Consider the following 22072-nt stretch of genomic DNA (forward strand, 5'->3'; position numbering starts at 1 on the left):
CTCTATTCAGGCGAAACAGCATGAACAACGAACAGATTAGCGCCCGGCTCGCGCAATTCAGGCCGCCGCACTGGGCCCAGGATCCGGTCAGCGCCGGTTTTGTCCGCGCCATCGGGATGGAGCGGGACGAGCTGGTGATCCGGCTGGTGCTGCCCTTCGCCGACCTGGCGGTGGCCGAGAGCCTCAAGACCCTGGATCTGGAGCTGTGTCAGCTCAGCGGCGCCAGGGCGGTGCGCTGGCAACTGGCGCTCGACGTCGCCACCCTGGCCCGGGCCAACGAGGCCCAGGGCGTGGCCGGGGTGCGCAATATCATCGCCGTCTCATCCGGCAAGGGCGGGGTGGGCAAGTCCACCACTGCAGTCAACCTGGCGCTGGCGCTCAAGCGCCAGGGCGCCCGGGTCGGCATCCTGGATGCGGACGTTTACGGACCTTCCATCCCGCTGATGCTGGGGGTGGCCGACGCCCGTCCGGAAAGCGACGACGGCAAAACCATGAGCCCCATCGAAGCCTATGGCCTCAAGGCCAACAGCATCGGCTTCCTGGTGGGAGCGGACGACGCCACCATCTGGCGGGGGCCCATGGCCAGCAAGGCGCTGGCGCAGATCCTGCGCGAGACCCGCTGGGGCGAGCTCGACTACCTGGTGGTGGACCTGCCCCCGGGCACCGGCGACATCCAGATCACCATCGCCCAGCAGGTGCCCACCACCGGCGCCCTGGTGGTGACCACGCCGCAAAACGTGGCGCTGGCCGATGCGGTCAAGGGCATCAGCATGTTCCGCAAGGTCAATATCCCGGTGCTGGGGGTGATCGAGAACATGAGCTACCACCAGTGCAGCCAGTGCGGCCACCAGGAAGCCCTGTTCGGCGAAGGGGGCGGCCTGCGGGTCTCGGTGGAACACCAGGTACCGCTGCTCGGCCAGCTGCCGCTGGATGTCAATATCTGTCGCCACATGGATAACGGTACCCCCACGGTGGAGGCGCTGCCCGAAGGCCATATCACCAAGGCCTATCTGGATATCGCCGCCCGGGTCGCCGCCGGCCTGTATTTCACCGGTACCCCCATTCCCACCAGCCTCTATACCCGGTCGGTGTGATGCTCTTTTCCCTTTTCAGGTAACACTATGTCAGAACAGCGCAGCTGCGTGATCATCGGCATCGCCGGTGCGTCCGCCTCGGGCAAGAGCTTGATTGCCCAGACCATTTACAACGAGCTGATGGCGGAGCTGGATGCCGCCGAAATCGGGGTGATCAGCGAGGACTGCTATTACCGCGACCAGGGCCACCTGACCATGGAAGAGCGGATAAAGACCAACTACGACCATCCCCGCGCGCTGGATCACGAGCTGCTGGCTGAGCAGCTGCGCGCCCTCAGCCGGGGAGAGGCGGTGGATATCCCCCAGTATTCCTACGTGGCCCATACCCGCACCTCCGAGACCATCCACTTCCTGCCGAAGAAGGTGATCATCCTCGAGGGCATACTGCTGCTCACGGATCCGCTGCTGCGCGAGCTGATGGATGCCTCCATCTTTATGGATACGCCCCTGGACATCTGTCTTATCCGCCGGCTGCAGCGGGACGTGGAAGAGCGCGGCCGTTCCATGGACTCGGTATTGCAACAGTACCGGGACACGGTGCGGCCCATGTTCCTGCAGTTTATCGAACCGTCCAAGCAGCATGCGGATATCATAGTGCCGCGAGGCGGCAGGAACCGCATCGCCACCGACATGATCAAGTCGCGTATTCGCCATTTGCTGCTGGATTAATCACCAATTTAAGGAGTTGTCATGCGTCTTTGCGATCGGGATATCAAACGCCATCTGGCCGAGGGGCGGATCCGTATCGTGCCCGAGCCGCTGCCCGAGCGGATCAGCGGGGTCAGTGTGGATGTGCTGCTGGGCAACGAGTTCCGGGTGTTCCAGGATCATACCGCCCCCTACATCGACCTGAGCGGCCCCAGCGCCCAGGTCTCCGAAGCCATCAATCGGGTGATGAGCGACGAGATTTTCATCAACGACGGCGATGCTTTCTTCCTGCACCCGGGGGAATTGGCCTTGGCGGTAACGCACGAGTCCGTTACCCTGCCGGATGACATCGTCGGCTGGCTGGACGGCCGCTCTTCCCTGGCGCGCCTCGGGCTGATGGTGCACGTCACCGCCCACCGCATCGATCCGGGCTGGTCCGGGCGCATCGTGCTGGAGTTCTACAACAGCGGCAAGCTGCCGCTGGCGCTGCGGCCCAAGATGGTGATCGGCGCGCTCAATTTCGAAACCATGTCGGGGCCGGCGGAGCGACCCTACATGAGCCGGGCCAGTGCCAAGTACAAGGCCCAGCGGGGAGCGGATGCCAGCCGTATCAATCAGGACTGATAATCCAACGGGATAACAACAATGAAAAAACTGCTCTATGTGATCGCGGCGCTGTTGCTGCTGGTGGTGGCGGGCCTGCTGGTGATGACCCAACTGGTGGACACCGAACGGGTCAAACGGGTGATGATCGAGCAGACCCGGGAGAAAACCGGCCGTACCCTGGTGATCGACGGCGACCTGAGCTGGCGCTTCTTTCCCTCCCTCGGCTTTACCCTGGGACGAACCGCCCTGCTCAACCCACCCGGCTTTGCCGAGGGGGCGACTCTGTCGATCGGCGAGGTCAGCCTGGATGTGGCGCTGCGACCGCTGTTCGACCACCGGCTGGAGATCGGCGAGGCCGTGCTCAGCAATGCCCGCCTGCACCTGATCACCCGGGCCGACGGGGTGTCCAATATCGACGATCTGCGGGCGCTGTCGGCCGCCGGCGAGCCGGCCGGGGACGCGGATGAGCAAGCGGCCGCCGGCGAGCAGGACGAGCGGCCGCCGATGAGCTTCAGCCTGGCGGGCATCCGGGTGGCGGACGCGGAGGTGGTGCTCCAGAACGAAGCCAGCAACACCCTGACCCGGGTGAACAAGGTCAACCTCGAACTGGCCGCCTTCGCCCCCGGCCAGGCCGTGCCGTTGCGCCTGTCCGGCAACCTGTTCCGGGACGACGTACAGGCCAACATCGGCGGCGAAGGCCGGCTGTGGCTGGCGCCGGAGTATGATCGGCTGCGCCTCGACGAGCTGGTGCTCAACGTCGGCGCCACCGGCCGGGCCATCCCCGGCAACAAGCAGCTGCAATTGCAGGGCAGCCTGGCCTACGATCTGGACCGCCGGCTGGCGCAGTTCAACCCGCTGGCGCTGCAGCTGGGCGCCCTGGACGTGACCGGCGAGCTGTCGCTGCGGCACCGGGACACCCCCGAAATCCGCTTTGCCCTGGCGACCGGGATGCTGGACGTGGATGCCCTGCTGGCCGAATGGCGCAGCACCCAGGGCGCCGCCGGCGAAGTGGTGTCCGGGGCCGAGGTGACGCTGCCGACGTCGGTGGCCGCGGCAGAGCCGGATCTGTCCTGGCTCAGGGGGCTGGATGTGCAGGGCCGGCTGACGGCGGAGCAGGTACGGGCCCAGGGCATGGAGTTGGAGCAACTGACGATTTCGGTGCAACTGGAGCAGGGCAAGCTGAGCCTGGACGACATCCAGGCGGCCCTGTACGAGGGACGAGTCGAGGCCAGCGGTGAACTCGACGTCAACAGCCGTCCGGCGCGCTTCAGCGTGCAAAAGCGGCTGACCGGCGTCAACGCCCGGAAGCTGCTGGATGACGCCATGGGGCTGGATTACCTGGAGGGCAGGGCGGATCTGACGGTGGCGCTGCAAGGTCGTGGCCTGTCGGCCGGCGCCATCAAGCGCAGCGTCAGCGGCAGCAGCCATCTCGAGGTGACCGACGGCGCCCTGCACGGGGTGAACATTCCGGCCATGATCCGCCGGGGCTATGCCCAGGTGAAGGGGCAGCCGCTGCCGGCGGAAGAGGCGGTGCAGAAAACCGATTTCAGCGCCCTGAACGCCGACTTCGACATCGGCGACGGCAAAATCGGCACCGACAACCTGACCATGGCGTCTCCCTTGCTGCGCATCGAAGGCAAGGGGGAGGGCGACCTGCTCGACGAGTCGCTCGATGTGCTGCTCAACACCTCGGTGGTCGGCAGCCTCAAGGGGCAGGACGGGGAAGAGCTGACCGAGCTGAAGAACATCACCCTGCCGGTACGCATCAGCGGCACCTACCAGGATCCCAGATACGGCCTGGACATGCAGCAGGTGTTCGATCGCTACCTGCGCGACAAGGTGGACCGGGAAGCGGAGCGGCTGCAGCAGCGGCTCAACGAAAAGCTGGGCGACGAGCTGGGCGACAAACTCCAGCAACGGCTGCCGGGCCTGCTGGACAAGCTGGGACTCTGAACGCCCGTCTTCCCGTCGGGCGGCTCAGGCCGCCCTGAAGGTCGCCAGCGCCTGGCGCTGCTCGGTCAGCACCCGCTGGCTGTGTTCCCGCCCCACCATCCGCGCTTGCCAGGCGCGCAGCCCCGGGTAGTCGGCGAGGGGATCCCAGCGGTACAGCTGTCGCGAGACCAGCTCGACCAGTCCCAGGCTGTGCAGCAGCACGATATCCGCGTAACTGAAACCGGCCCCGGCGAGCCAGGGGAAACCGTTGCTCAGCCTGGCCAGCGCCTTCATTCCCCGCTCCAGCTCGCTTTTCACCTGCCCATGGGCCTCGGCGGACAAGGGCGTGCCGAACAGCACATGGTCCAGGTGGCGCCGGGCCGGGGCATCCAGGTAGAGCTGGGCCATCAGTATCAGCTGGCGTACCCGGGCGCGTTCGAAGGGGGCGACCGGCATCAGCCGGGGCACCGGCCTTATCTCTTCCAGGTATTCCATGATCGCCAGGGATTCCGTCAGGTAGCCCTGCTCGGTCTGCAGCAGCGGTATCTTGCCCATGGGGCTGTGTGCCAGGAAGCCGGCCTGCTGGCCGGGAGGCTGGAACACCTCTTCGAAGGGCAGGCCCTTTTCCAGCAGGCTCTGTTTCACCATGTTGTAGTAGTTGCTGATGGCGACGCCATGCAGTTTCAACATCTGGGCTGTGCTCCTGAATAATGAGTGGGTGGCAGCAACAGCATGGTTCAGGCGCGGGAAATTCTCCAGACGGCGGTACTTGATTTGGCCGCTTTCTGCGCCAGAATGGTCTGCTGGCCGCAGGTACGGCGGCGGCCGTTGGAACCGTATTCGCAGGAGGAGTATATTTTGGGAGCCAAGCAGAGGGTTAGGGTGCTTTTTGTCTGCCTGGGCAATATCTGCCGTTCGCCCACCGCCGAGGCGGTATTCCGCCACAAGGCGAGCCTGTCCGGGGCGGAGATCGAGATCGATTCGGCCGGTACCACCAGCTATCACAGCGGTGCCTTGCCCGACAGCCGGGCCCGGGCGGCGGGGGAGGCCAGGGGCTATGATTTCGGCGGCATCCAGGCACGCAGGATCAGGTCGGAAGACTTTGTTGAATTCGACCTTATCCTGGCCGCCGATCGCGGCAACCTGGCAGATTTAACGGCGCTGTGCCCGCCGGAGCACCGGCACAAGATCAAGCTGCTGCTCAGTTTTTCCACGGCGCAGGAGCTGGAGGTACCGGATCCCTACTATGATGGCGAGCAGGGCTTTGAACATGTACTGGATTTGATTGAATCGGCTTGTGACGGCCTGCTCAACACCATCGGGGCACAAGGTCACCGGACATAAAAAAGGCTCCCGCGGGAGCCTTTTTCCTGGTCGAGCCCTTGTCAGGGTTTGGCCATGGGCGCCGAGGCGCTGTTGCGGGCGGCAACGGTGCCGGCCTGGCGGCCACTGACCGCGACCGGCTTGCGCTCCAGCGGCGGGTACTCGGGCTTCACGTAGCGCTGCTCGGGGGCCACCGGCGGTTTGGCCATGGGCGCAGATGCCTTTCTGGCGCCCAGGTACAGGCCGGCGATGGTGTGCTGCGCCTGGGTCGGAGCAGCCTGAGCCGTGTCGGCTGGCGACGTAGCCACCACCTCGGTTTGCGCTACTTTCGCCGGCGCTTCGACCTCGACGGGTGCCACTTCCGGCTGCTCGGTGACCACCTCGGCCGCGGCAGGACGCGGCGGCTCGGTCGGCGCTTCGGCTGCCGCTACCGGTTCGGCGGGTTCGGCGGGTTCGGCCGGAGCTTCGGCTTCCGCTTCCGGCTCGACGGATTTGGCCGGGGTCTCGGCTGCCGCTGCCGACTCGGCCGTGTGAGCCGGCTGCGGCTCTACCTCGGTTTTGGTTGCCTCAACGGCATGGTCGATCTGCTCCGGCTGTGCCTGAGCTTCCTGCTCCACGACCGCCGCCGGTGCTTCGACCGGGGATTCAACGGCCGGTGCGGGGCTTGCGCGCTCAGGCTGCTGGGCGGGGGCGGCGTCTGGCTGCTCCTGGGCCACCCATTTGTCTTCACCCTGGGCGGCGATCAATGCCGCGGCGCTTTCCTGGCGACGCTGGCGACGGCTGTCTTCGTTGATGCGCTTGCGTTTGGGCATCGCGCTGCGCTGGTGGTGCGCCGGTTGCTCGGTCGCCTGTTCTGTCTGCACGGCTTCCGCCGGGGCGGCCTCATCGATACGGGGCTTGGGTTGACGGCGCGAACGACGGCCGGTCTGCTCCTGGCCCTGCTGGTCGGCGGCCTGCTCGGTCACCTCGGCATCACTTTCCTCGGGCGCCTGCGCATCGGTCTGGATACGCACTTTCTTGCGCAGTTGCCGGCGCTGGCGGCGCTCGGCCACGGCCTGCTCTTTCTGCTCCTGAACGGCCTCGTCCTGCGGCAGTGGCCTGGTCAGCGCCTCTGTGGTGACCGCTGGCTCTTCTTTCTGTTGGGGTTTCTGCCGTTCCTGTTGCTGTCCCTGGGGCTGCTCGCGACGGGGCTTGCGGCGCTCACGGCGCGGCTTTTCGCTCTTGGTGTCGACGGCCGGAGCCTCGGCCGACGGCGTCCGGCTGCTGCGGGATTCTTCCTCCCTCGGCTTGCGGCTGCGCGGCGCACGACGGTCACCCCGTTCACGACGATCGCTGCCACGAGGCTGTTGCACGGGTTTTTCCGCAACTACCGCCGGCTCGCTCGGGGTCGGCTCCGGCGTCTTGAACCAGCTGCTGATCACCGAGATCAGGCGGCTGAGCAGGCCAGGTTGGGGAGCGGGCGCCGCCGGTTGCGGCTCCGGCCTGGCGATCTGCGGGGCCGGTTGGGCCGGGGCGGCAAAGCCCTGCAGGGCCGGTTGTTCGCTCCGGGCTATGGACGAGGCCTGCCGCGGGGTGTAAACGGGCTTGTCGACCCGGGTCTTCAGCTCGAAGCTGGTGACGTTTTCCACCTCGCTGGTGCGCACCCGGGTCACATCGAAGTGGGGGGTTTCCAGCTGCTCGTTGGGGATGATGTAGATGTCGGCCTTGTAGCGGTTTTCCAGCCCGGCGATGGACTTGCGCTTTTCGTTGAGCAGGTAGGCGGCCACGTCGACCGGCACCTGGGCGTGGATCTGCCCGGTGTTGTCCTTCAGCGCCTCTTCCTCGATCAGACGCAGTATGGCCAGTGCCAGGGACTCGTTGTCGCGGATGGTGCCCTGGCCGAGGCAGCGGGGGCAGACGTGGGTGCTGGACTCGCCCAGCGACGGACGCAGTCGCTGGCGGGACATTTCCAGCAGGCCGAAGCGAGAGATGCGGCCGAGCTGGATGCGTGCCCGGTCCTGGCGTACGGCGTCGCGCAGGCGGTTTTCCACCTCGCGCTGGTGGCGCACCGGAGTCATGTCGATAAAGTCGATCACCACCAGGCCGCCCAGGTCGCGCAGGCGCAGCTGGCGGGCAATTTCTTCCGCTGCTTCCAGGTTGGTCTGCAGTGCGGTCTCCTCGATGTCGCCGCCTTTGGTGGCACGGGAGGAGTTGATGTCGATGCTGGTCAGTGCCTCGGTGGGGTCGATGACGATGCTACCGCCGGAGGGCAGACGGACTTCCCGCTGGAAGGCGGACTCGATCTGGCTCTCGATCTGGTAGTGGCTGAACATGGGCACGTCGCCCTCGTACAGCTTGACCCGGTTGACGAAGTCGGGGCGGACCAGCTGGATATGCTGCTTGGCGCGTTCGAACACCACCGGGTTGTCGATCAGGATCTCGCCGATATCCCGGCGCAGGTAGTCGCGGATGGCACGCACGATGACGTTGCTTTCCTGATGGATCAGGAAGGGGGCTGCGCGGCTCTCGGCGGCTTCCTGAATGGCGGACCAGTGAGTCTGCAGCACATTCAAATCCCATTCCAGCTCTTCACCGGATTTACCCACCCCGGCGGTGCGTACGATAAGACCCATGCCGTCGGGAAGTGTGAGCTGACCCAGGGCTTCCTTCAGCTCGGTGCGTTCGTCCCCCTCGATACGACGGGAAATACCGCCGGCGCGGGGGTTGTTGGGCATCAGCACCAGATAGGAGCCGGCCAGGCTGATAAAGGTGGTGAGGGCTGCGCCCTTGTTACCGCGCTCTTCTTTGTCGATCTGGACGATGACTTCCTGCCCTTCCTTGACTACTTCCTTGATGTTGGGGCGGCCCTGGTAGCTGTAACCGGAGGGAAAGTAGTTACGGGCGATTTCCTTGAGCGGCAGAAAGCCGTGGCGTTCGGCGCCGTAGTCGACGAAGGCGGCTTCCAGACTGGGTTCTACCCGGGTGATCCTGCCTTTGTAGATGTTGGCTTTTTTCTGTTCGTGGCCGGGGCTTTCGATATCCAGGTCGTAGAGTTTCTGCCCATCTACCAGGGCAACACGCAACTCCTCTTCCTGGGTTGCGTTGATTAGCATTCTTTTCATTGAGTACTCTTTTTTATAGGTTTTTACTGTTGCTACAGTGTCGCTTCCCCCTTGTTGGCCGTTCTGTTCCGACCGGCACCGGCCTCGAGTCTGTTAGCGTAACGGATGCAGCCTCCCGGCTGGATACGCATGAGGCGCATTTTCGGGTGTCTTTCACGTCAAAGGGGGGAGCCCAAAGGTCGCGAATAAAACGGATAACCAGGGGTGTTCAGGGTGCGCCATCCGGTTGCGGAAAGCGCGAAAAACGCATGCATTATCACACTTTACCCACAACCTTAGCAAGGCACCTTTTTTACAGCAAAAGGGCGATGCCTGGTGTTAGAATGGCGGCCATGAAACAAGAACAGCAAACCGTGCGGCTGCTCACCATAGAGGCTGAGCATGAAGGGCAGCGCATCGACAATTTTTTACGGACTCAGCTTAAAGGCGTTCCCAAAAGCCTGATTTATCGAATTCTGCGCAAGGGCGAGGTAAGGGTTAATAAGAAGCGCATCAAACCGGAATATAAACTGCTGACCGGTGACGTGATCCGGGTGCCGCCGGTGCGGGTGGCGGAGCGGGAGCAGGCGTTGCCCTCGGCCAGGCTCGACAAGGTGCAGGCACTGGATGCGGCCATCCTCTATGAAGACGATGCGCTGATCGTGCTGAACAAGCCGGCGGGGACCGCGGTGCACGGCGGCAGCGGCCTGAGCTTCGGGGTGATCGAGGGCCTGCGGGCGCTGCGGCCCGAGGCCCGTTTTCTGGAACTGGTGCACCGGCTGGATCGGGATACCTCCGGCATTCTGCTGGTGGCCAAGAAGCGCAGCATGCTGAAAAGCCTGCATGAACAGCTGCGCGAAAAAACCATGGACAAGCATTACCTGGCCCTGGTGCGCGGCCAGTGGCAGGCACACCAGAAGGCGGTGACGGCACCGCTCAAGAAAAACGTGCTGGCCTCGGGCGAGCGCATCGTACGGATCGACAAGGAAGGCAAGCCGTCGGAAACCCGTTTTCGCATCGTCCGGCGCTACCGGGAGGCGACCCTGGTCGAAGCCAGCCCGGTCACCGGGCGGACCCACCAGATCCGGGTACATACCCTGCATGCGGGGCATCCCATCGCCGGCGATAACAAGTACGGCGATACCCAGTTCGATGAACAGATGCGCGAACTGGGGCTGGGCCGGCTGTTCCTGCACGCCTGCCGTATCCGCTTTTATCACCCGAGGCTGGAGCAGACCATGACCCTGGAAGCGCCGCTGGAGCCGAGCCTGCAGCGGTTGCTGGACAAACTGGATCCCACATGAAGTACCAGTTGGTGATCTTCGACTGGGACGGCACCCTGATGGATTCGGTGGCGCGCATCGTGTCCTGCATGCAGGCGGCAGCCCTTGATTGTACGCTGCCGGTGCCCGAGGCTGCGGCGGTGCGCCATATCATCGGGCTCAGCCTGCGGGAAGCCTTTCCGCTGCTGTTTGGTACCCTGACGGCGGGGCAGGCGGAGTCGTTGCTTGCGGCCTATCGCCGCCATTACCTGGAGCTGGACACCACCCCGTCGCCGTTGTTTGCCGGTGCGGCCGACACCGTCGCCGGCCTGCACCAAAGCGGCTACCGGCTGGCGGTGGCCACTGGCAAGGCCAGGGAGGGGCTGGACCGGGTGCTGGCACAGACCGGCCTGGGCCGCTATTTCCACGCCCTGCGCGGTGCCGACCAGGCCCGCTCCAAGCCGCACCCGCTGATGCTGGAGCAGATCCTGGAGGAGCTGCGGCTGACGCCCGGCCAGGCGGTGATGGTGGGGGACTCCAGTTACGATCTGGCGATGGCCGATGCCATCGGCATGGATCGCATCGGCGTCACCTACGGGGTACATGACCAGGATAGGTTATGCCAACATACACCGTTAGCCCTGATCGACAACATCCGCCAACTGCCGCGCTGGCTGTAACCTTCCTGTCGACGCCGCGGTAAGCGAGCAGCTTGAAGCCGGAAGCAGCCCGAGTTGGATGACCCGGGCTGCCATCTTCGGCGCTGCCTGCGGACACCGTCTGCAGACGCCATCGGAGCTTGAAAGCGGCAACAGGGAGCGTCCTGGCAGCCTGACTTTTGACCAAGAGACAGGCTTTCGGCTCAGGGCACTTCCACTCCGAAACGAGCCAGCAATTCCACCAGTCCGATCAGCGGCAGGCCGACCAGGCTGTTGGGATCCCGCCCGTCCATGCGTTCGAACAGGCTGATGCCGAGGCCCTCGCACTTGAAGGCACCGGCGCAGTCCAGGGCCGGCTCCCTGTCCAGATAGCGGTCCACCTGGGTTTCGTTCAGCGTACGGAAATGAACCGCGAAGGGCTCGACCAGCGAGTGCAGCTCACCGCTCGCCGCATCCAGCACGGCCAGGCCGGTATAAAAGGTCACGACCCGGCCGCTGGCGGCCAGCAACTGGGCCCGGGCGCGCTCCCGGGTGCCGGGCTTGCCGAGGATCCGGCCCTGATTGACGCATGCCTGATCCGAGCCGATGATAAGGCCCAGGGGGATGCCGGTCGCCACCGCCCGGGCTTTCTGCTCGGCCAGACGCCGTACCAGGGCCTGGGGCCCTTCGCCGGGGCGGGGAGACTCGTCGATGTCCGGACTTGTGCAGTCGAAGTCGAGGCCCAGCTTGTGCAGTAGCTGTTGGCGATAGCGAGAGGAGGAGGCGAGGATAATGGCGGCCATCAAGGTTACCTGGGTCGTAAAGTAAGAATAGAAAGGGATTGTAGGGTCTGGAACGCCGGTCGTCATGCCCGGTTTCACCGGTTCGCCGGCGGCGGCCCGGTTATTGTTCCCCGGAACACTTTTCCCTTTGACTCCAGTGACCTGTCGCTATAATATGCGCGCCTTATGGAAAAGGTAAAGTTGCCCATTAAGGTTGATCCCGCCCGCTGTGCGCTCAAGCGCCTCGATTATCGAGGTGCCTTCGCCGCAGCGCTGATGCCCAGACTGGCGGAGTCGACCCAAGGTATCCATGGTGATATTGACGTGTCTCTGCGCTTTGGTACAGATGCCCAGGGGTTGCGCGTGATGTCGGGCCAGGCCCGTGCACAGGTGACGCTCCAGTGCCAAAGATGCAATGAGCTGTTTGATACCACTATAGAGTCCGAGTTTACATACACGCCCCTGCGTGAAGACGCCGAGGCGCCGGAGTTGCCGGAAGCCTACGACACTTTTGAAGTGGATGAATTCGGGGAGATCAACCTGGTTCAGGTCATCGAGGATGAACTCATCCTCAACCTGCCGCTGGTGCCGGCTCATGAGAATGAGCACTGTGCCGAGGGCAAGTATGACCTGAGCTTCGGCGATATCCCCACCGCCGATGAGCGTCCGAATCCTTTTGCGATTCTGGAAGAATTGAAACGTAAGTAACTGATTTAGGAGTGAGGTCAAATGGCCGTACAACAGAACCGTAAAACCCGTTCCAGACGTGGCATGCGTCGTTCACACGATGCCCTGAGCACTGCTGCGCTGTCCGTGGATCAAACCACCGGTGAAATTCATCGTCGTCACCACGTGACTGCCGACGGTTTCTACCGTGGTAAAAAGGTAATCGCCAAGTAAGGGTTGCCTTTTGTCGCAGCTGACCGTTGCGTTAGATATGATGGGGGGCGATCATGGCCCCTCAGTCACAGTGCCTGCCGCCGCGCAGGCATTGTCGCTTTTGCCCGAGCTGAATCTGGCCCTGTTCGGTCCGGAGTCGGAACTCTCTCCCTGGCTGAGCCGCTTTCATCTGCAGTCCCATCCCCGGGTGCGGATCCACTTCTGTACCCAGCAGGTCGGGAACGAGCACAAACCGGCCTATGCGCTGCGCCATCTCGTCGACTCTTCCATGCGCAAGGCGCTCGACACCCTGGCCGAAGGCCGGGCGCAAGCCTGCGTCAGCGCTGGCAATACCGGTGCCCTGATGGCCATGGCGGTCAAGGTGCTCAACACGGTACCCGGGGTGGAGCGTCCGGCCCTGATCACCCGGTTGCCCCGGGCCGGTGGCGGTTACACCCTGCTGCTGGACGTGGGGGCCAATGTGAGCTGTGATGCCCATCAGCTGGTGCAGTTTGCCCTGATGGGCGAGCAGGCCTCACGCCATGTTTTGGCGGTGACGCGCCCGCGGATCGCCCTGCTCAACGTCGGCGCCGAGGCCAACAAGGGCAATGAAGCGGTGCGCCAGGCCTCACGAACATTACAGGCGCTCGGGCAGATGAACTATGTGGGTTACGTGGAAGGGGATGATCTCTTCAGCGACAAGGCGGACGTGATCGTCTGCGATGGATTTGTCGGCAACGTCGCCCTGAAAACCAGTGAAGGGGTGGCCAGGTTGTTGCTGGGCCTGGGGCGACGACGCGGCCTCGGGTGGAAAATGCTGACTTTTTGGTTGAAAAAACGGCTTTCCCATCTGAACCCCGACCAGTATAACGGCGCGAGTCTGGTAGGATTACGCGCCAGTGTGGTCAAGAGTCACGGAAGTGCCGGCTCACCCGCCTTCTTAAATGCGATCTTGCAGGCCGTCGCCGAAATTGAGCATGACCTGCCCGCGAGTATCGCGCATCGTTTTGACACTGCCCCTCAGGACAGTCACGCAAGATAACGCCTATGAACAGTAGAATATTGGGAACTGGCAGCTACCTGCCAGAGGCGGTACGCACCAATGCCGACCTGGAGCAAATGGTAGAAACCAGCAATGACTGGATCGTCGAGCGCACCGGTATCCGGGAGCGCCGCATCGCCGGGGCGGAAGATACCATTGCCAGCATGTCCTACGGCGCCGCCGTTCGGGCCCTGGATGCGGCCGGCATCGACGCCCGGCAGCTGGACATGATAGTGCTGGCCACCACCAGCGGTGACAACGCCTTTCCGGCCGCCGCCTGCGAAGTGCAGGCCATGCTGGAAGTACCGGGTATCCCGGCTTTTGATCTTGCCGCCGCCTGTGCCGGCTTCAGCTATGCCCTGAGCGTGGCCGATCAATTCATTCGCGGCGGCCAGGCTCGCCACATCCTGGTGATCGGCGCCGATGCGCTGTCACGCATGTGTGCGCCGGACGATCGCTCGACCATTATCCTGTTTGGCGACGGTGCCGGTGCCGTGGTACTGGGGGCCAGCGAAGAGCCCGGCATCCTGTCCACCCACCTGCACGCGGACGGCCGCTACGGTGAGCTGCTCAAGCTGCCCCAGCGCCAGCGCGGGGTGACCGGCAGCGAGATGGATGCCTACATGCACATGAAGGGCAACGAAGTGTTCAAGGTGGCGGTATCGCGGCTGAGCGACATCGTGACCCAGACCCTGGAAGCCAACGGTATCGACAAGTCCGAGCTGGACTGGCTGGTACCGCACCAGGCCAACTATCGCATCATCAACGCCACCGCCCGCAAGCTGAACATGCCGCTGGAGCGGGTGATCCTGACCCTCGACAAGCACGGCAACACCTCGGCCGCCAGCGTGCCCATCGCGCTGGATGAGGGGGTGCGCGACGGCCGCATCCAGCGAGGCCAGCTGATCCTGCTGGAAGCCTTCGGCGGTGGCTTCGCCTGGGGCTCGGCCCTGGTCCGTTTTTAAAGAAGGAAACACCATGACTTTTGCCATTACCTTTCCCGGACAGGGATCCCAAGCGGTAGGCATGCTCGCGGGCGTGCTGGCCGAACATGACATCGTCAAGCTCACCTTTGCCGAGGCGTCCGCCGCGCTGGGCTATGATCTGGCCGAACTGGTGCTGAACGGCCCGGCGGACGAGCTGAACAAAACCTGGCGTACCCAGCCGGCGTTGCTGACCGCTTCCGTCGCCCTGTGGCGGCTGTGGCAACAGCAGGGCGGGGCCACCCCGACGGTGATGGCCGGGCACAGCCTGGGCGAGTATTCCGCCCTGGTCTGCGCCGGCGTGCTCGACCTGGCGGACGGCGTCAGGCTGGTGGAGCTGCGCGGCCGGCTGATGCAGGAAGCGGTACCCGAAGGCACCGGCGCCATGTCCGCCATCATCGGTCTGGACAACGACACCATCGTCGCCAACTGCGCGAAGGCGGAACAGGACGAGGTGGTTTCGGCGGTCAATTTCAACTCGCCCGGCCAGGTGGTGATCGCCGGCCACAAGGCGGCGGTGGAACGGGCCAACGTCCTGATGAAGGAAAGCGGCGCCAAGCGCGCGCTGCCCTTGCCGGTGAGCGTGCCGTCCCACTGTGCCCTGATGCGCCCGGCCGCCGAAAAGCTGGCCGAGACCCTGGCCGGCATGACGCTGCAGGCGCCGCAGATCCCGGTGATCAACAACGTGGACGTCAGGGCCGAGACCGATCCGGCGGCGATCAAGGACGCCCTGGTGCGCCAGCTGTACAGCCCGGTGCGCTGGACCGAAACCGTCGAAACCATGGCCGGGCAGGGGGTGACCCGGTTGCTCGAAGTGGGCCCGGGCAAGGTACTGAGCGGCCTGGCCAAGCGCATCGACAAGCGGGTCGAGGGCCTGGCGGTGAACGACGCCGCCGGTCTGCAGCAGGCACTGGCTGCCGTTTTGGCCTGAGGTAAGACTACTATCGTCGGGGGAGGGGAGCCGCGGCCGTTGTGCTGTCACCGGCCTCTTCCGACAGCCGTGCGGGTATTGAAAAGAGATCAAGGAGTCACTATGAGTTTTTCCGGTAAAGTGGTACTGGTCACCGGCGCCAGCCGGGGTATCGGCCGGGCGACCGCCGAACTGTTCGCCGAACGTGGCGCCATCGTGATCGGCACCGCCACCAGCGAGAAGGGCGCCGAGGCGATCAGCACCTACCTGGGCGAAAAAGGCACCGGCCTGGTGCTGAACGTCACCGATGTGGAGTCCATGAACCAGCTGCTGGACACCATCAAGCAGCGTTACGGCGATATCGACGTGCTGGTCAACAACGCCGGCATTACCCGCGACAACCTGATGATGCGGATGAAGGACGAGGAGTGGCAGGATATCCTGGACACCAACCTGACCTCGGTGTTCCGCCTGTCCAAGGCGGTGCTGCGCGCCATGATGAAGAAGCGTTTCGGCCGTATCGTGACCATCGGTTCGGTGGTCGGCACCATGGGCAACGCGGGCCAGGCCAATTATGCCGCCGCCAAGGCCGGCCTGATCGGCTTCAGCAAATCACTGGGCCGGGAAGTGGCTTCCCGCGGCATTACCGTAAATGTGGTAGCCCCCGGATTTATTGAAACAGATATGACGCGCGCATTGAATGACGAGCAAAGGGCCGCTATCTTGTCTCAGGTTCCGGCACAACGTCTGGGCGACCCGAAAGAAATTGCCTCCGCGGTAGCGTTTTTGGCGTCGGAAGAAGCCGGTTACATCACCGGCGAGACGTTGCACGTTAACGGCGGCATGTACATGGTATGATGAAAATCCCGGCAGTTAGTGCCTATTTGACGGAAAATGCTGCATTTTTAGCATAAATTCTGGTTAGACCAGCCTCAAATAGGCTTGCAAACTACGGTTAATTTAATACACTACCGCAACGACACGCACTTGCGTATTTCTAAAGGAAAATACTGGTCATGAGCAACATCGAAGAACGCGTAAAGAAAATCATTGTTGAGCAACTGGGCGTTAAGGAAGAAGAAGTTAAACCCGAAGCCTCTTTCGTTGATGATCTGGGCGCTGATTCCCTGGACACAGTTGAGCTGGTAATGGCTCTGGAAGAAGAATTCGACACCGAGATTCCTGACGAAGAAGCGGAAAAAATCACCACCGTTAAAGCCGCGATTGATTACATCAACGCCAATCAGGAATAACAAACCTGTACCGGAGTGGCAATCGCCGCTTCGGTTCTTTCCCCGTTTTAACCCCCATTCGGAGGCGCTCCTGTGTCTAAACGCAGAGTCGTGGTGACTGGCCTCGGTATGCTCTCTCCTGTCGGAAACTCGGTCGATGCCAGCTGGCAGGCCCTGTTGGCAGGCCAAAGCGGCATCACCAACATTGAGCACTTTGATACTACCGATTACACCACCAAGTTTGCCGGCCTGGTAACGGGCTTCGAGCCCGAAGAGCACGGTATCGCCAAGAAAGAAGCCCGCAAGATGGACCTGTTCATCCAGTACGGGGTGGCGGCCGGTCTACAGGCAATGACCGATTCCGGTCTTGAGATTACCGATGCCAATGCAGATCGCGTTGGTGTCTCCATCGGCTCCGGGATTGGTGGCCTGGGTCTGATCGAACAAAACCACAGCAACCTGATGGCCAGCGGCCCCCGCAAGCTGAGTCCGTTCTTTGTGCCGTCCACCATCATCAACATGGTGTCCGGTCATCTGTCGATCATGAAAGGGTTGCGTGGCCCCAATATCGCGGCCACCACCGCCTGCACCACCGGTACCCACAGCATCGGCCTGGCGGCGCGGATGATCGCCTACGGCGATGCCGACGCCATGCTGGCCGGCGGCACCGAAAAAGCTTCCACCCCCATGGGCATGGGCGGCTTTGCGGCGGCCCGGGCCCTGTCCACCCGCAACGACGCCCCTCACAAGGCGAGCCGCCCCTGGGACAAGGAGCGGGATGGTTTTGTGCTGGGCGATGGCGCCGGGGTGATGATGCTCGAAGAGTACGAGCACGCCAAGGCCCGTGGTGCCAGGATCTATGCCGAGCTGGTCGGCTTCGGCATGAGTGGCGATGCCCATCACATGACGGCGCCGCCCGATGACGGCAGCGGTGCCGCCGCGGCCATGGCCAACGCCATCCGCGACGCCGGCATCGCCCCCGAACTTATCGGCTACGTCAATGCCCACGGCACCTCCACCCCCCTGGGAGATGTGGCCGAGCTGCGTGGCGTGAAGAAGGTGTTCGACGATCACGCCTACCAGCTGATGGTCAGCTCCACCAAGTCCATGACCGGCCACCTGCTGGGCGCGGCCGGGGCGGTGGAAGCCATCATCACCGTGCTGGCCCTGCGGGACCAGATGGCTCCGCCTACCATCAACCTGGATAACCCGGATGATGAATGCGATCTGGATCTGGTGGCCCATACCGCCAAGTCCGGCACCTTCGAGTACGCGCTGTCCAACTCCTTCGGCTTTGGCGGCACCAATGGCTCATTGATTTTCAAACGCATATAATGGCCTCTTGGCCCGAAACAGCCCGGCCTCAGTGCCGGGCTTTTTTATCCGGATAGCATGCAGAAAATCATCACCGACAACGACTCGGAGCAGGCGCTGAGCCGAGGCTGGCAGCTGGGCGACGGGCATTTCACGACAATTCATGCGCACGGCGGCAGGCTGCGGCTGTGGCGCTATCATCAGGCGCGCCTGGCCGAGGCCTGTGCGCGGCTGTACCTGTCGGCTCCCGACTGGCGGCGGCTCCATGCCGAGGCCCTGGGCCTGCTGGACGGCTCCGATCAGGTGCTGCGCATTTCCCTGCTGCGCGGCCCGGGCGCCCGTGGCTATGGCATCGCCGGTTGCGGTGAGTCCACGGTGGTGCTGAACAGCTCGCCCTTTCCCGTCCATTATTACCGCTGGCGGCAGCAGGGGGTGGCCATCGGCGTCTGTCACGGCCGACTCGGCCGCTGCCCGCTACTGGCCGGGCTGAAAACCACCAACCGGCTGGAGCAGGTGTTGCTGAAGGCCGAGCTGGAGCGACAGGGGTTGTCTGAAGCGGTGGTGCTGAATGACGCGGGCGAGCTGATGGAGGCGGTCACCGCCAACCTGTTCTGGCGCGAAGGCGAACGGGTGTGTACCCCGGATTTGTCTGAGGGCGGGGTTTGCGGTACCTTGCGCGCCTGGGTTCTGGACCACCTGGGGGAACGGGTCGCGGTGGTTCGTGCCGGACCGGAGCGGCTGCTGGCCGCCGACGAAGTGTGGCTGACCAACGCCCTGATGGGGGTGGTACCGGTGACGGCGGTGGGCGAGCAGCCCTTTCCCTCCTCTTTTTTATTGGCGAGAGAATTACAGCGAGCGTATGAACAGACTGATTAAATGGCTGGGGCGGCTGATGTTGCTGCTGACCCTGGTGCTGCTCGGGGCGACGGGCTACGGCGTGAGCCAGTGGCAGAAACTGGAAGCCATGACCATTGCCGCCCCGTCCGAGCCCCTGTTCGTGGTCGCCAGGGGAGAAACCACCTTCAACCTGATCAACCGGCTGGCAGCAGAGCCGGTGTCCGGGCTGCACCGGCGGCTGTGGCTGAAGTTTCATCCCGAGCTGGCCGCCGTGCGCCAGGGAGTCTACCGGCTCGAGCCGGGAACCCGGCTGCGCGATGCGCTGATGACCTTTGTCGACGGCGATGTGTACCAGTTGCGGGTTACCCTGGTGGAAGGACTGCGGCTGACCGACTGGCTCAAGCGGCTGGCCGAGTCGGAATACCTCGACAGCGAGCTGGGCGGGGTGAGCGAGGCGGAGCTGGCCGAGCGGCTGGGGGTTGAGCAGGGCAAGCTCGAGGGGTTGTTCCTGCCGGAAACCTACAGTTATACCCCGGGCGAAACCGATCTGCTGATCCTGCAGCGTGCCCACCAGGAAATGCAGCAGTTTCTCGACGAAGCCTGGGAAGACCGGGCGCCGGGCCTGCCCATCGCTTCTCCCTACGAGGCGCTGATCCTGGCTTCCATCATCGAAAAGGAAACCGGCATCGCCGAAGAGCGCCCGCTGATCGCCTCGGTGTTTGTCAATCGGCTGCGTCGGGGCATGCGGCTGCAGACCGATCCGACCGTGATTTACGGCATGGGTGAAGACTATGACGGCAATATCCGCAAGCGGGACCTGCAGACCCATACCGCCTACAACACTTACATGATCGACGGCCTGCCGCCGACGCCCATCGCCATGCCCAGCAAAGAGGCGATTCTGGCCGCGCTGCAGCCGGCACAGAGCGATTATTACTATTTCGTGGCCATGGGCGAGGGGCGGCATTATTTCTCCCGGACCCTGCGCGAGCACAACAGTGCCGTGCGCCGCTATATCTTGAAAAGGTAATCCATGAGCCAGTTTATTGTGATTGAGGGGCTGGAAGGCGCGGGCAAGAGCACGGTTCAGCGCCACGTGGTGGCCTGGCTCGAAGCCCGGGGGCTGACGGTGATGACCACCCGCGAGCCCGGCGGGACACCACTGGCCGAAAAGATGCGCGCCCTGGTCAAGGAGGTGCACGACGAGCCGCTGACCATGGAAGCCGAGTTGTTGCTGATGTATGCCGCCCGGGTTCAACTGGTGAAAACCCGCATCCAGCCCTCGCTGGCGGCCGGTACCTGGGTGGTGGGGGACCGGCATGACCTGTCGTCCCAGGCCTACCAGGGCGGCGGCCGTGGCCTCGACCGCCACCTTATCGACCAGATCAAGCTGGCGGTGCTGGGGAATTTTGCCCCGGATCTGACCCTCTACCTGGACATTGATCCCGCCCTGGGGCTGCAGCGCGCCCGGGCCCGGGGCGAGCTGGACCGGATAGAACTCGAGCAGCTGGATTTCTTCGAACGCACCCGGGCGCGCTATCTGGAACTGGTGCAGGCGGATCCGCGCATCGTGCAGCTGGACGGCAGCCAGAGCCCGGAGCGGGTGAGGGCCGACGTTATCCATTGCCTGGAGCAGCATCTGTGTATCCCTGGTTGAGTGCCCACCGGGCACAACTGCGCGCCCTGGTGCAGGGCGACCGGCTCGGGCACGCCCTGTTGCTCAAGGGCATCGACGGGCTCGGCAAGGGTTGGCTGGCGGACGAGCTGGTCAGCATGATGTTATGCCAACATACAAAGGATGCCCCATGTAGGCGGTGCCACTCCTGCCAGCTCGATGCCGCCGGCAACCATCCGGATCACCATGAAATAAGCGGCAATGAACGCAGCATCGGTATCGATGCCATCCGCCAGCTCGGCCAGGTGCTGGGCGAAAGTTCGTGCCTGGGACATGGAAAGGTCGCCATCATCAAGCAGGCGGACAAGATGACCGACGCCGCCGCCAACGCCCTGCTCAAGACCCTGGAGGAGCCGGCGGGAGAAACCACCCTGATCCTGACCAGCTCCCGTGCCGAGCGGCTGCCGCTGACCATCCGCAGCCGCTGCCAGCAATGGCTGCTGCCGGTTCCCGAGGGAGCCACGGTACTGTCCTGGCTGGCGGGGCAGGGGCTGGATGCCGGCGTCGCCGCGCTCAACATCAACCAGGGCTCCCCCTTGCGGACCCGAGACTATCTGGCGTCCGGCGCGGACGGCAAACGACTGCAGCTGTTGCGGCAGTTCGCCTCCCTGCATCAGACACCACAGGTGCTGCCGCCATTGCAGGCCGGCTTGCTGGAGCAACAGGTCCACCTGCAGTGGGTGCAGCTGCTGTTGCTGGATGCGACGCAACTGAGCCTGGGGCTGAGCGGGACCCCGCTGCGGCTGCACGACTGCGAGCCCCTGAGCCGGGCGCTGAGCCGGCTCGGCCCGGAACGGCTCAACCGGGCCCTGACGGGGCTGCTGCAGCTCGGGCAGCAGCTGCAGCCGTCGAGCGGCCGTCCGCTCAATGCAGGGCTGCAACTGGGCCGCTGGTTGCATGACTGGCTCGGATTGTGGTCGGCGCCGGCGACACCCCGAATCGATTGATACTGGATACTCAGGAGAACGTTTTGCTGGTTGATTCCCATTGTCACCTGGATAAACTCGAATACGGAAAGAAACATGCGGACATGGCCGAGGCCGTCCGCAAGGCGGCCGCCCGCGGGGTAAATCACATGCTGTGTATCGGCGTGGGACTGTCTTCCTTCCCGTCCATGCTGGAGGCGATAGCGCCATTCCCCCAGGTGTTCGCCTCCTGCGGCGTGCACCCGTTGCACCAGCAGGATGAGCAGAATGACCCGGCGCTGCTGCGCCGGCTGGCGGCACACCCGGCGGTGGTCGCCATCGGCGAGACCGGGCTCGACTATTTCTATGCCCCGGAAACCCGGGACATCCAGCGGCGGGCATTTGAACAACATGTGGCCACCGCGGTGGAGCTGGACAAGCCGCTGATCATCCATACCCGCAGCGCCCAGGAGGATACCCTGGAGATCCTGCATCGGGGCGGGGCCGAGCGGGTGGGCGGGGTGTTGCACTGCTTTACCGAATCCCTGGACATGGCACAAGCCGCCATCGAGCTCGGTTTCTACATCTCCATTTCCGGCATTGTCACCTTTCGCAGCGCCGACGCCCTGCGCGAGGTGGTGAAGGCCTTGCCGCTGGAGCGACTGTTGGTGGAGACCGACTCCCCCTGGCTGGCCCCTGTGCCCTTCCGGGGCGAAGAAAACGAACCCGCCTATACCCGTACCGTCGCGGAGTACATCGCCAGGCTCAAGGGGGTTTCCTTCGAGCAGTTGGCGGCACAGACCACCGCCAACTTCTTCGACCTGTTCAAGCTCGCCCGGCCGGTCAACGGCTGATAAAGGGGGCCAACCATGGCCTCCGTTTCCCTTCTCCCGCGCTGTCCTCTATAGTAACTCTGTTTCGTTTGTATCC

General features: G+C 63.8%; 23 protein-coding genes. 20 read left to right on the plus strand and 3 right to left on the minus strand.

Annotation, left to right across the window (positions count from 1 at the left end):
- The first annotated feature begins 20 nt into the window (after window positions 1–20).
- The 4 genes from apbC to C7H85_RS02970 are packed head-to-tail and all read left to right on the plus strand — an operon-like array spanning window position 21 to window position 4301.
- On the plus strand, window positions 21–1094 hold the full coding sequence (gene apbC, locus C7H85_RS02955) for an iron-sulfur cluster carrier protein ApbC (RefSeq protein WP_106728207.1): 1074 nt from the start codon (window positions 21–23) through the stop codon (window positions 1092–1094).
- A gap of 27 nt (window positions 1095–1121) precedes the next feature.
- Window positions 1122–1763, plus strand: coding sequence for a uridine kinase (gene udk, locus C7H85_RS02960; RefSeq protein WP_106728208.1), 642 nt, complete (start codon window positions 1122–1124; stop codon window positions 1761–1763).
- A gap of 21 nt (window positions 1764–1784) precedes the next feature.
- On the plus strand, window positions 1785–2366 hold the full coding sequence (gene dcd, locus C7H85_RS02965; RefSeq protein ID WP_106728209.1) for a dCTP deaminase: 582 nt from the start codon (window positions 1785–1787) through the stop codon (window positions 2364–2366).
- Window positions 2367–2387: 21 nt separating this feature from the next.
- On the plus strand, window positions 2388–4301 hold the full coding sequence (locus C7H85_RS02970) for an AsmA family protein (RefSeq protein WP_106728210.1): 1914 nt from the start codon (window positions 2388–2390) through the stop codon (window positions 4299–4301).
- 24 nt (window positions 4302–4325) lie between these two features.
- Here C7H85_RS02970 and C7H85_RS02975 read toward each other — a convergent pair whose 3' ends face one another.
- Window positions 4326–4970 carry a glutathione S-transferase family protein gene (locus C7H85_RS02975; protein WP_106728211.1) on the minus strand — a complete coding sequence of 215 codons (645 nt, stop codon included), beginning with the start codon at window positions 4968–4970 and terminating at the stop codon, window positions 4326–4328.
- A 168-nt stretch (window positions 4971–5138) separates the two neighbouring features.
- Between C7H85_RS02975 and C7H85_RS02980 the strand changes: the two genes are divergently transcribed.
- Complete coding sequence (locus C7H85_RS02980; RefSeq protein WP_245879544.1) at window positions 5139–5624, plus strand: low molecular weight protein-tyrosine-phosphatase; 486 nt, start codon at window positions 5139–5141, stop codon at window positions 5622–5624.
- A 41-nt stretch (window positions 5625–5665) separates the two neighbouring features.
- On the opposite strand, the gene rne is transcribed toward C7H85_RS02980, so the two are convergent.
- A complete protein-coding gene (gene rne / locus C7H85_RS02985) occupies window positions 5666–8704 on the minus strand; it encodes a ribonuclease E (RefSeq protein ID WP_106728213.1) in 3039 nt (1012 codons plus the stop codon).
- 332 nt (window positions 8705–9036) lie between these two features.
- Here rne and rluC point away from each other — a divergent pair, with 332 nt between their 5' ends.
- Complete coding sequence (gene rluC / locus C7H85_RS02990; RefSeq protein WP_106728618.1) at window positions 9037–9987, plus strand: 23S rRNA pseudouridine(955/2504/2580) synthase RluC; 951 nt, start codon at window positions 9037–9039, stop codon at window positions 9985–9987.
- A complete protein-coding gene (locus C7H85_RS02995) occupies window positions 9984–10625 on the plus strand; it encodes an HAD family hydrolase (protein WP_106728214.1) in 642 nt (213 codons plus the stop codon). Before rluC ends, C7H85_RS02995 begins: the two co-directional genes overlap by 4 nt.
- Before the next feature lie 182 nt (window positions 10626–10807).
- Here the strand turns inward: C7H85_RS02995 and C7H85_RS03000 are convergent, their stop codons facing one another.
- Complete coding sequence (locus tag C7H85_RS03000) at window positions 10808–11386, minus strand: Maf family protein (RefSeq protein WP_106728215.1); 579 nt, start codon at window positions 11384–11386, stop codon at window positions 10808–10810.
- A gap of 165 nt (window positions 11387–11551) precedes the next feature.
- On the opposite strand from C7H85_RS03000, the gene yceD reads away from it, so the two are divergent.
- From yceD to C7H85_RS03065, 13 genes are all read left to right on the plus strand, one after another.
- On the plus strand, window positions 11552–12073 hold the full coding sequence (gene yceD / locus C7H85_RS03005) for a 23S rRNA accumulation protein YceD (protein WP_106728216.1): 522 nt from the start codon (window positions 11552–11554) through the stop codon (window positions 12071–12073).
- A 21-nt stretch (window positions 12074–12094) separates the two neighbouring features.
- The gene (gene rpmF / locus C7H85_RS03010) at window positions 12095–12265 is read left to right on the plus strand and encodes a 50S ribosomal protein L32 (protein ID WP_094040976.1); all 171 of its coding nucleotides are present in this window, start codon (window positions 12095–12097) and stop codon (window positions 12263–12265) included.
- 10 nt (window positions 12266–12275) lie between these two features.
- Window positions 12276–13286, plus strand: coding sequence for a phosphate acyltransferase PlsX (gene plsX, locus C7H85_RS03015; protein WP_106728217.1), 1011 nt, complete (start codon window positions 12276–12278; stop codon window positions 13284–13286).
- Window positions 13287–13291: 5 nt separating this feature from the next.
- Window positions 13292–14251 (plus strand): beta-ketoacyl-ACP synthase III, encoded by a 960-nt coding sequence (locus tag C7H85_RS03020; protein WP_106728218.1) that lies wholly within the window; start codon window positions 13292–13294, stop codon window positions 14249–14251.
- A gap of 13 nt (window positions 14252–14264) precedes the next feature.
- A complete protein-coding gene (gene fabD, locus C7H85_RS03025) occupies window positions 14265–15200 on the plus strand; it encodes an ACP S-malonyltransferase (RefSeq protein ID WP_106728219.1) in 936 nt (311 codons plus the stop codon).
- A 102-nt stretch (window positions 15201–15302) separates the two neighbouring features.
- A complete protein-coding gene (fabG, locus tag C7H85_RS03030; protein ID WP_106728220.1) occupies window positions 15303–16037 on the plus strand; it encodes a 3-oxoacyl-ACP reductase FabG in 735 nt (244 codons plus the stop codon).
- Between the two features lie 158 nt (window positions 16038–16195).
- Window positions 16196–16432 carry an acyl carrier protein gene (acpP, locus tag C7H85_RS03035; protein WP_106728221.1) on the plus strand — a complete coding sequence of 79 codons (237 nt, stop codon included), beginning with the start codon at window positions 16196–16198 and terminating at the stop codon, window positions 16430–16432.
- A gap of 72 nt (window positions 16433–16504) precedes the next feature.
- On the plus strand, window positions 16505–17746 hold the full coding sequence (fabF, locus tag C7H85_RS03040; RefSeq protein WP_106728222.1) for a beta-ketoacyl-ACP synthase II: 1242 nt from the start codon (window positions 16505–16507) through the stop codon (window positions 17744–17746).
- Between the two features lie 57 nt (window positions 17747–17803).
- Complete coding sequence (gene pabC, locus C7H85_RS03045; protein WP_106728223.1) at window positions 17804–18601, plus strand: aminodeoxychorismate lyase; 798 nt, start codon at window positions 17804–17806, stop codon at window positions 18599–18601.
- Window positions 18585–19592, plus strand: a complete 1008-nt coding sequence (gene mltG / locus C7H85_RS03050; RefSeq protein WP_106728224.1) for an endolytic transglycosylase MltG — start codon at window positions 18585–18587, stop codon at window positions 19590–19592. The genes pabC and mltG overlap by 17 nt, the downstream gene beginning before the upstream one ends.
- A gap of 3 nt (window positions 19593–19595) precedes the next feature.
- On the plus strand, window positions 19596–20219 hold the full coding sequence (gene tmk, locus C7H85_RS03055; protein ID WP_106728225.1) for a dTMP kinase: 624 nt from the start codon (window positions 19596–19598) through the stop codon (window positions 20217–20219).
- Window positions 20204–21184, plus strand: coding sequence for a DNA polymerase III subunit delta' (holB, locus tag C7H85_RS03060; protein ID WP_245879545.1), 981 nt, complete (start codon window positions 20204–20206; stop codon window positions 21182–21184). The genes tmk and holB overlap by 16 nt, the downstream gene beginning before the upstream one ends.
- 23 nt (window positions 21185–21207) lie before the next feature.
- Window positions 21208–21996, plus strand: a complete 789-nt coding sequence (locus tag C7H85_RS03065) for a TatD family hydrolase (RefSeq protein ID WP_106728226.1) — start codon at window positions 21208–21210, stop codon at window positions 21994–21996.
- Window positions 21997–22072: the final 76 nt, after the last annotated feature.

This window comes from Zobellella endophytica (genome assembly GCF_003012775.1).
Lineage (GTDB): Bacteria > Pseudomonadota > Gammaproteobacteria > Enterobacterales > Aeromonadaceae > Oceanimonas > Oceanimonas endophytica.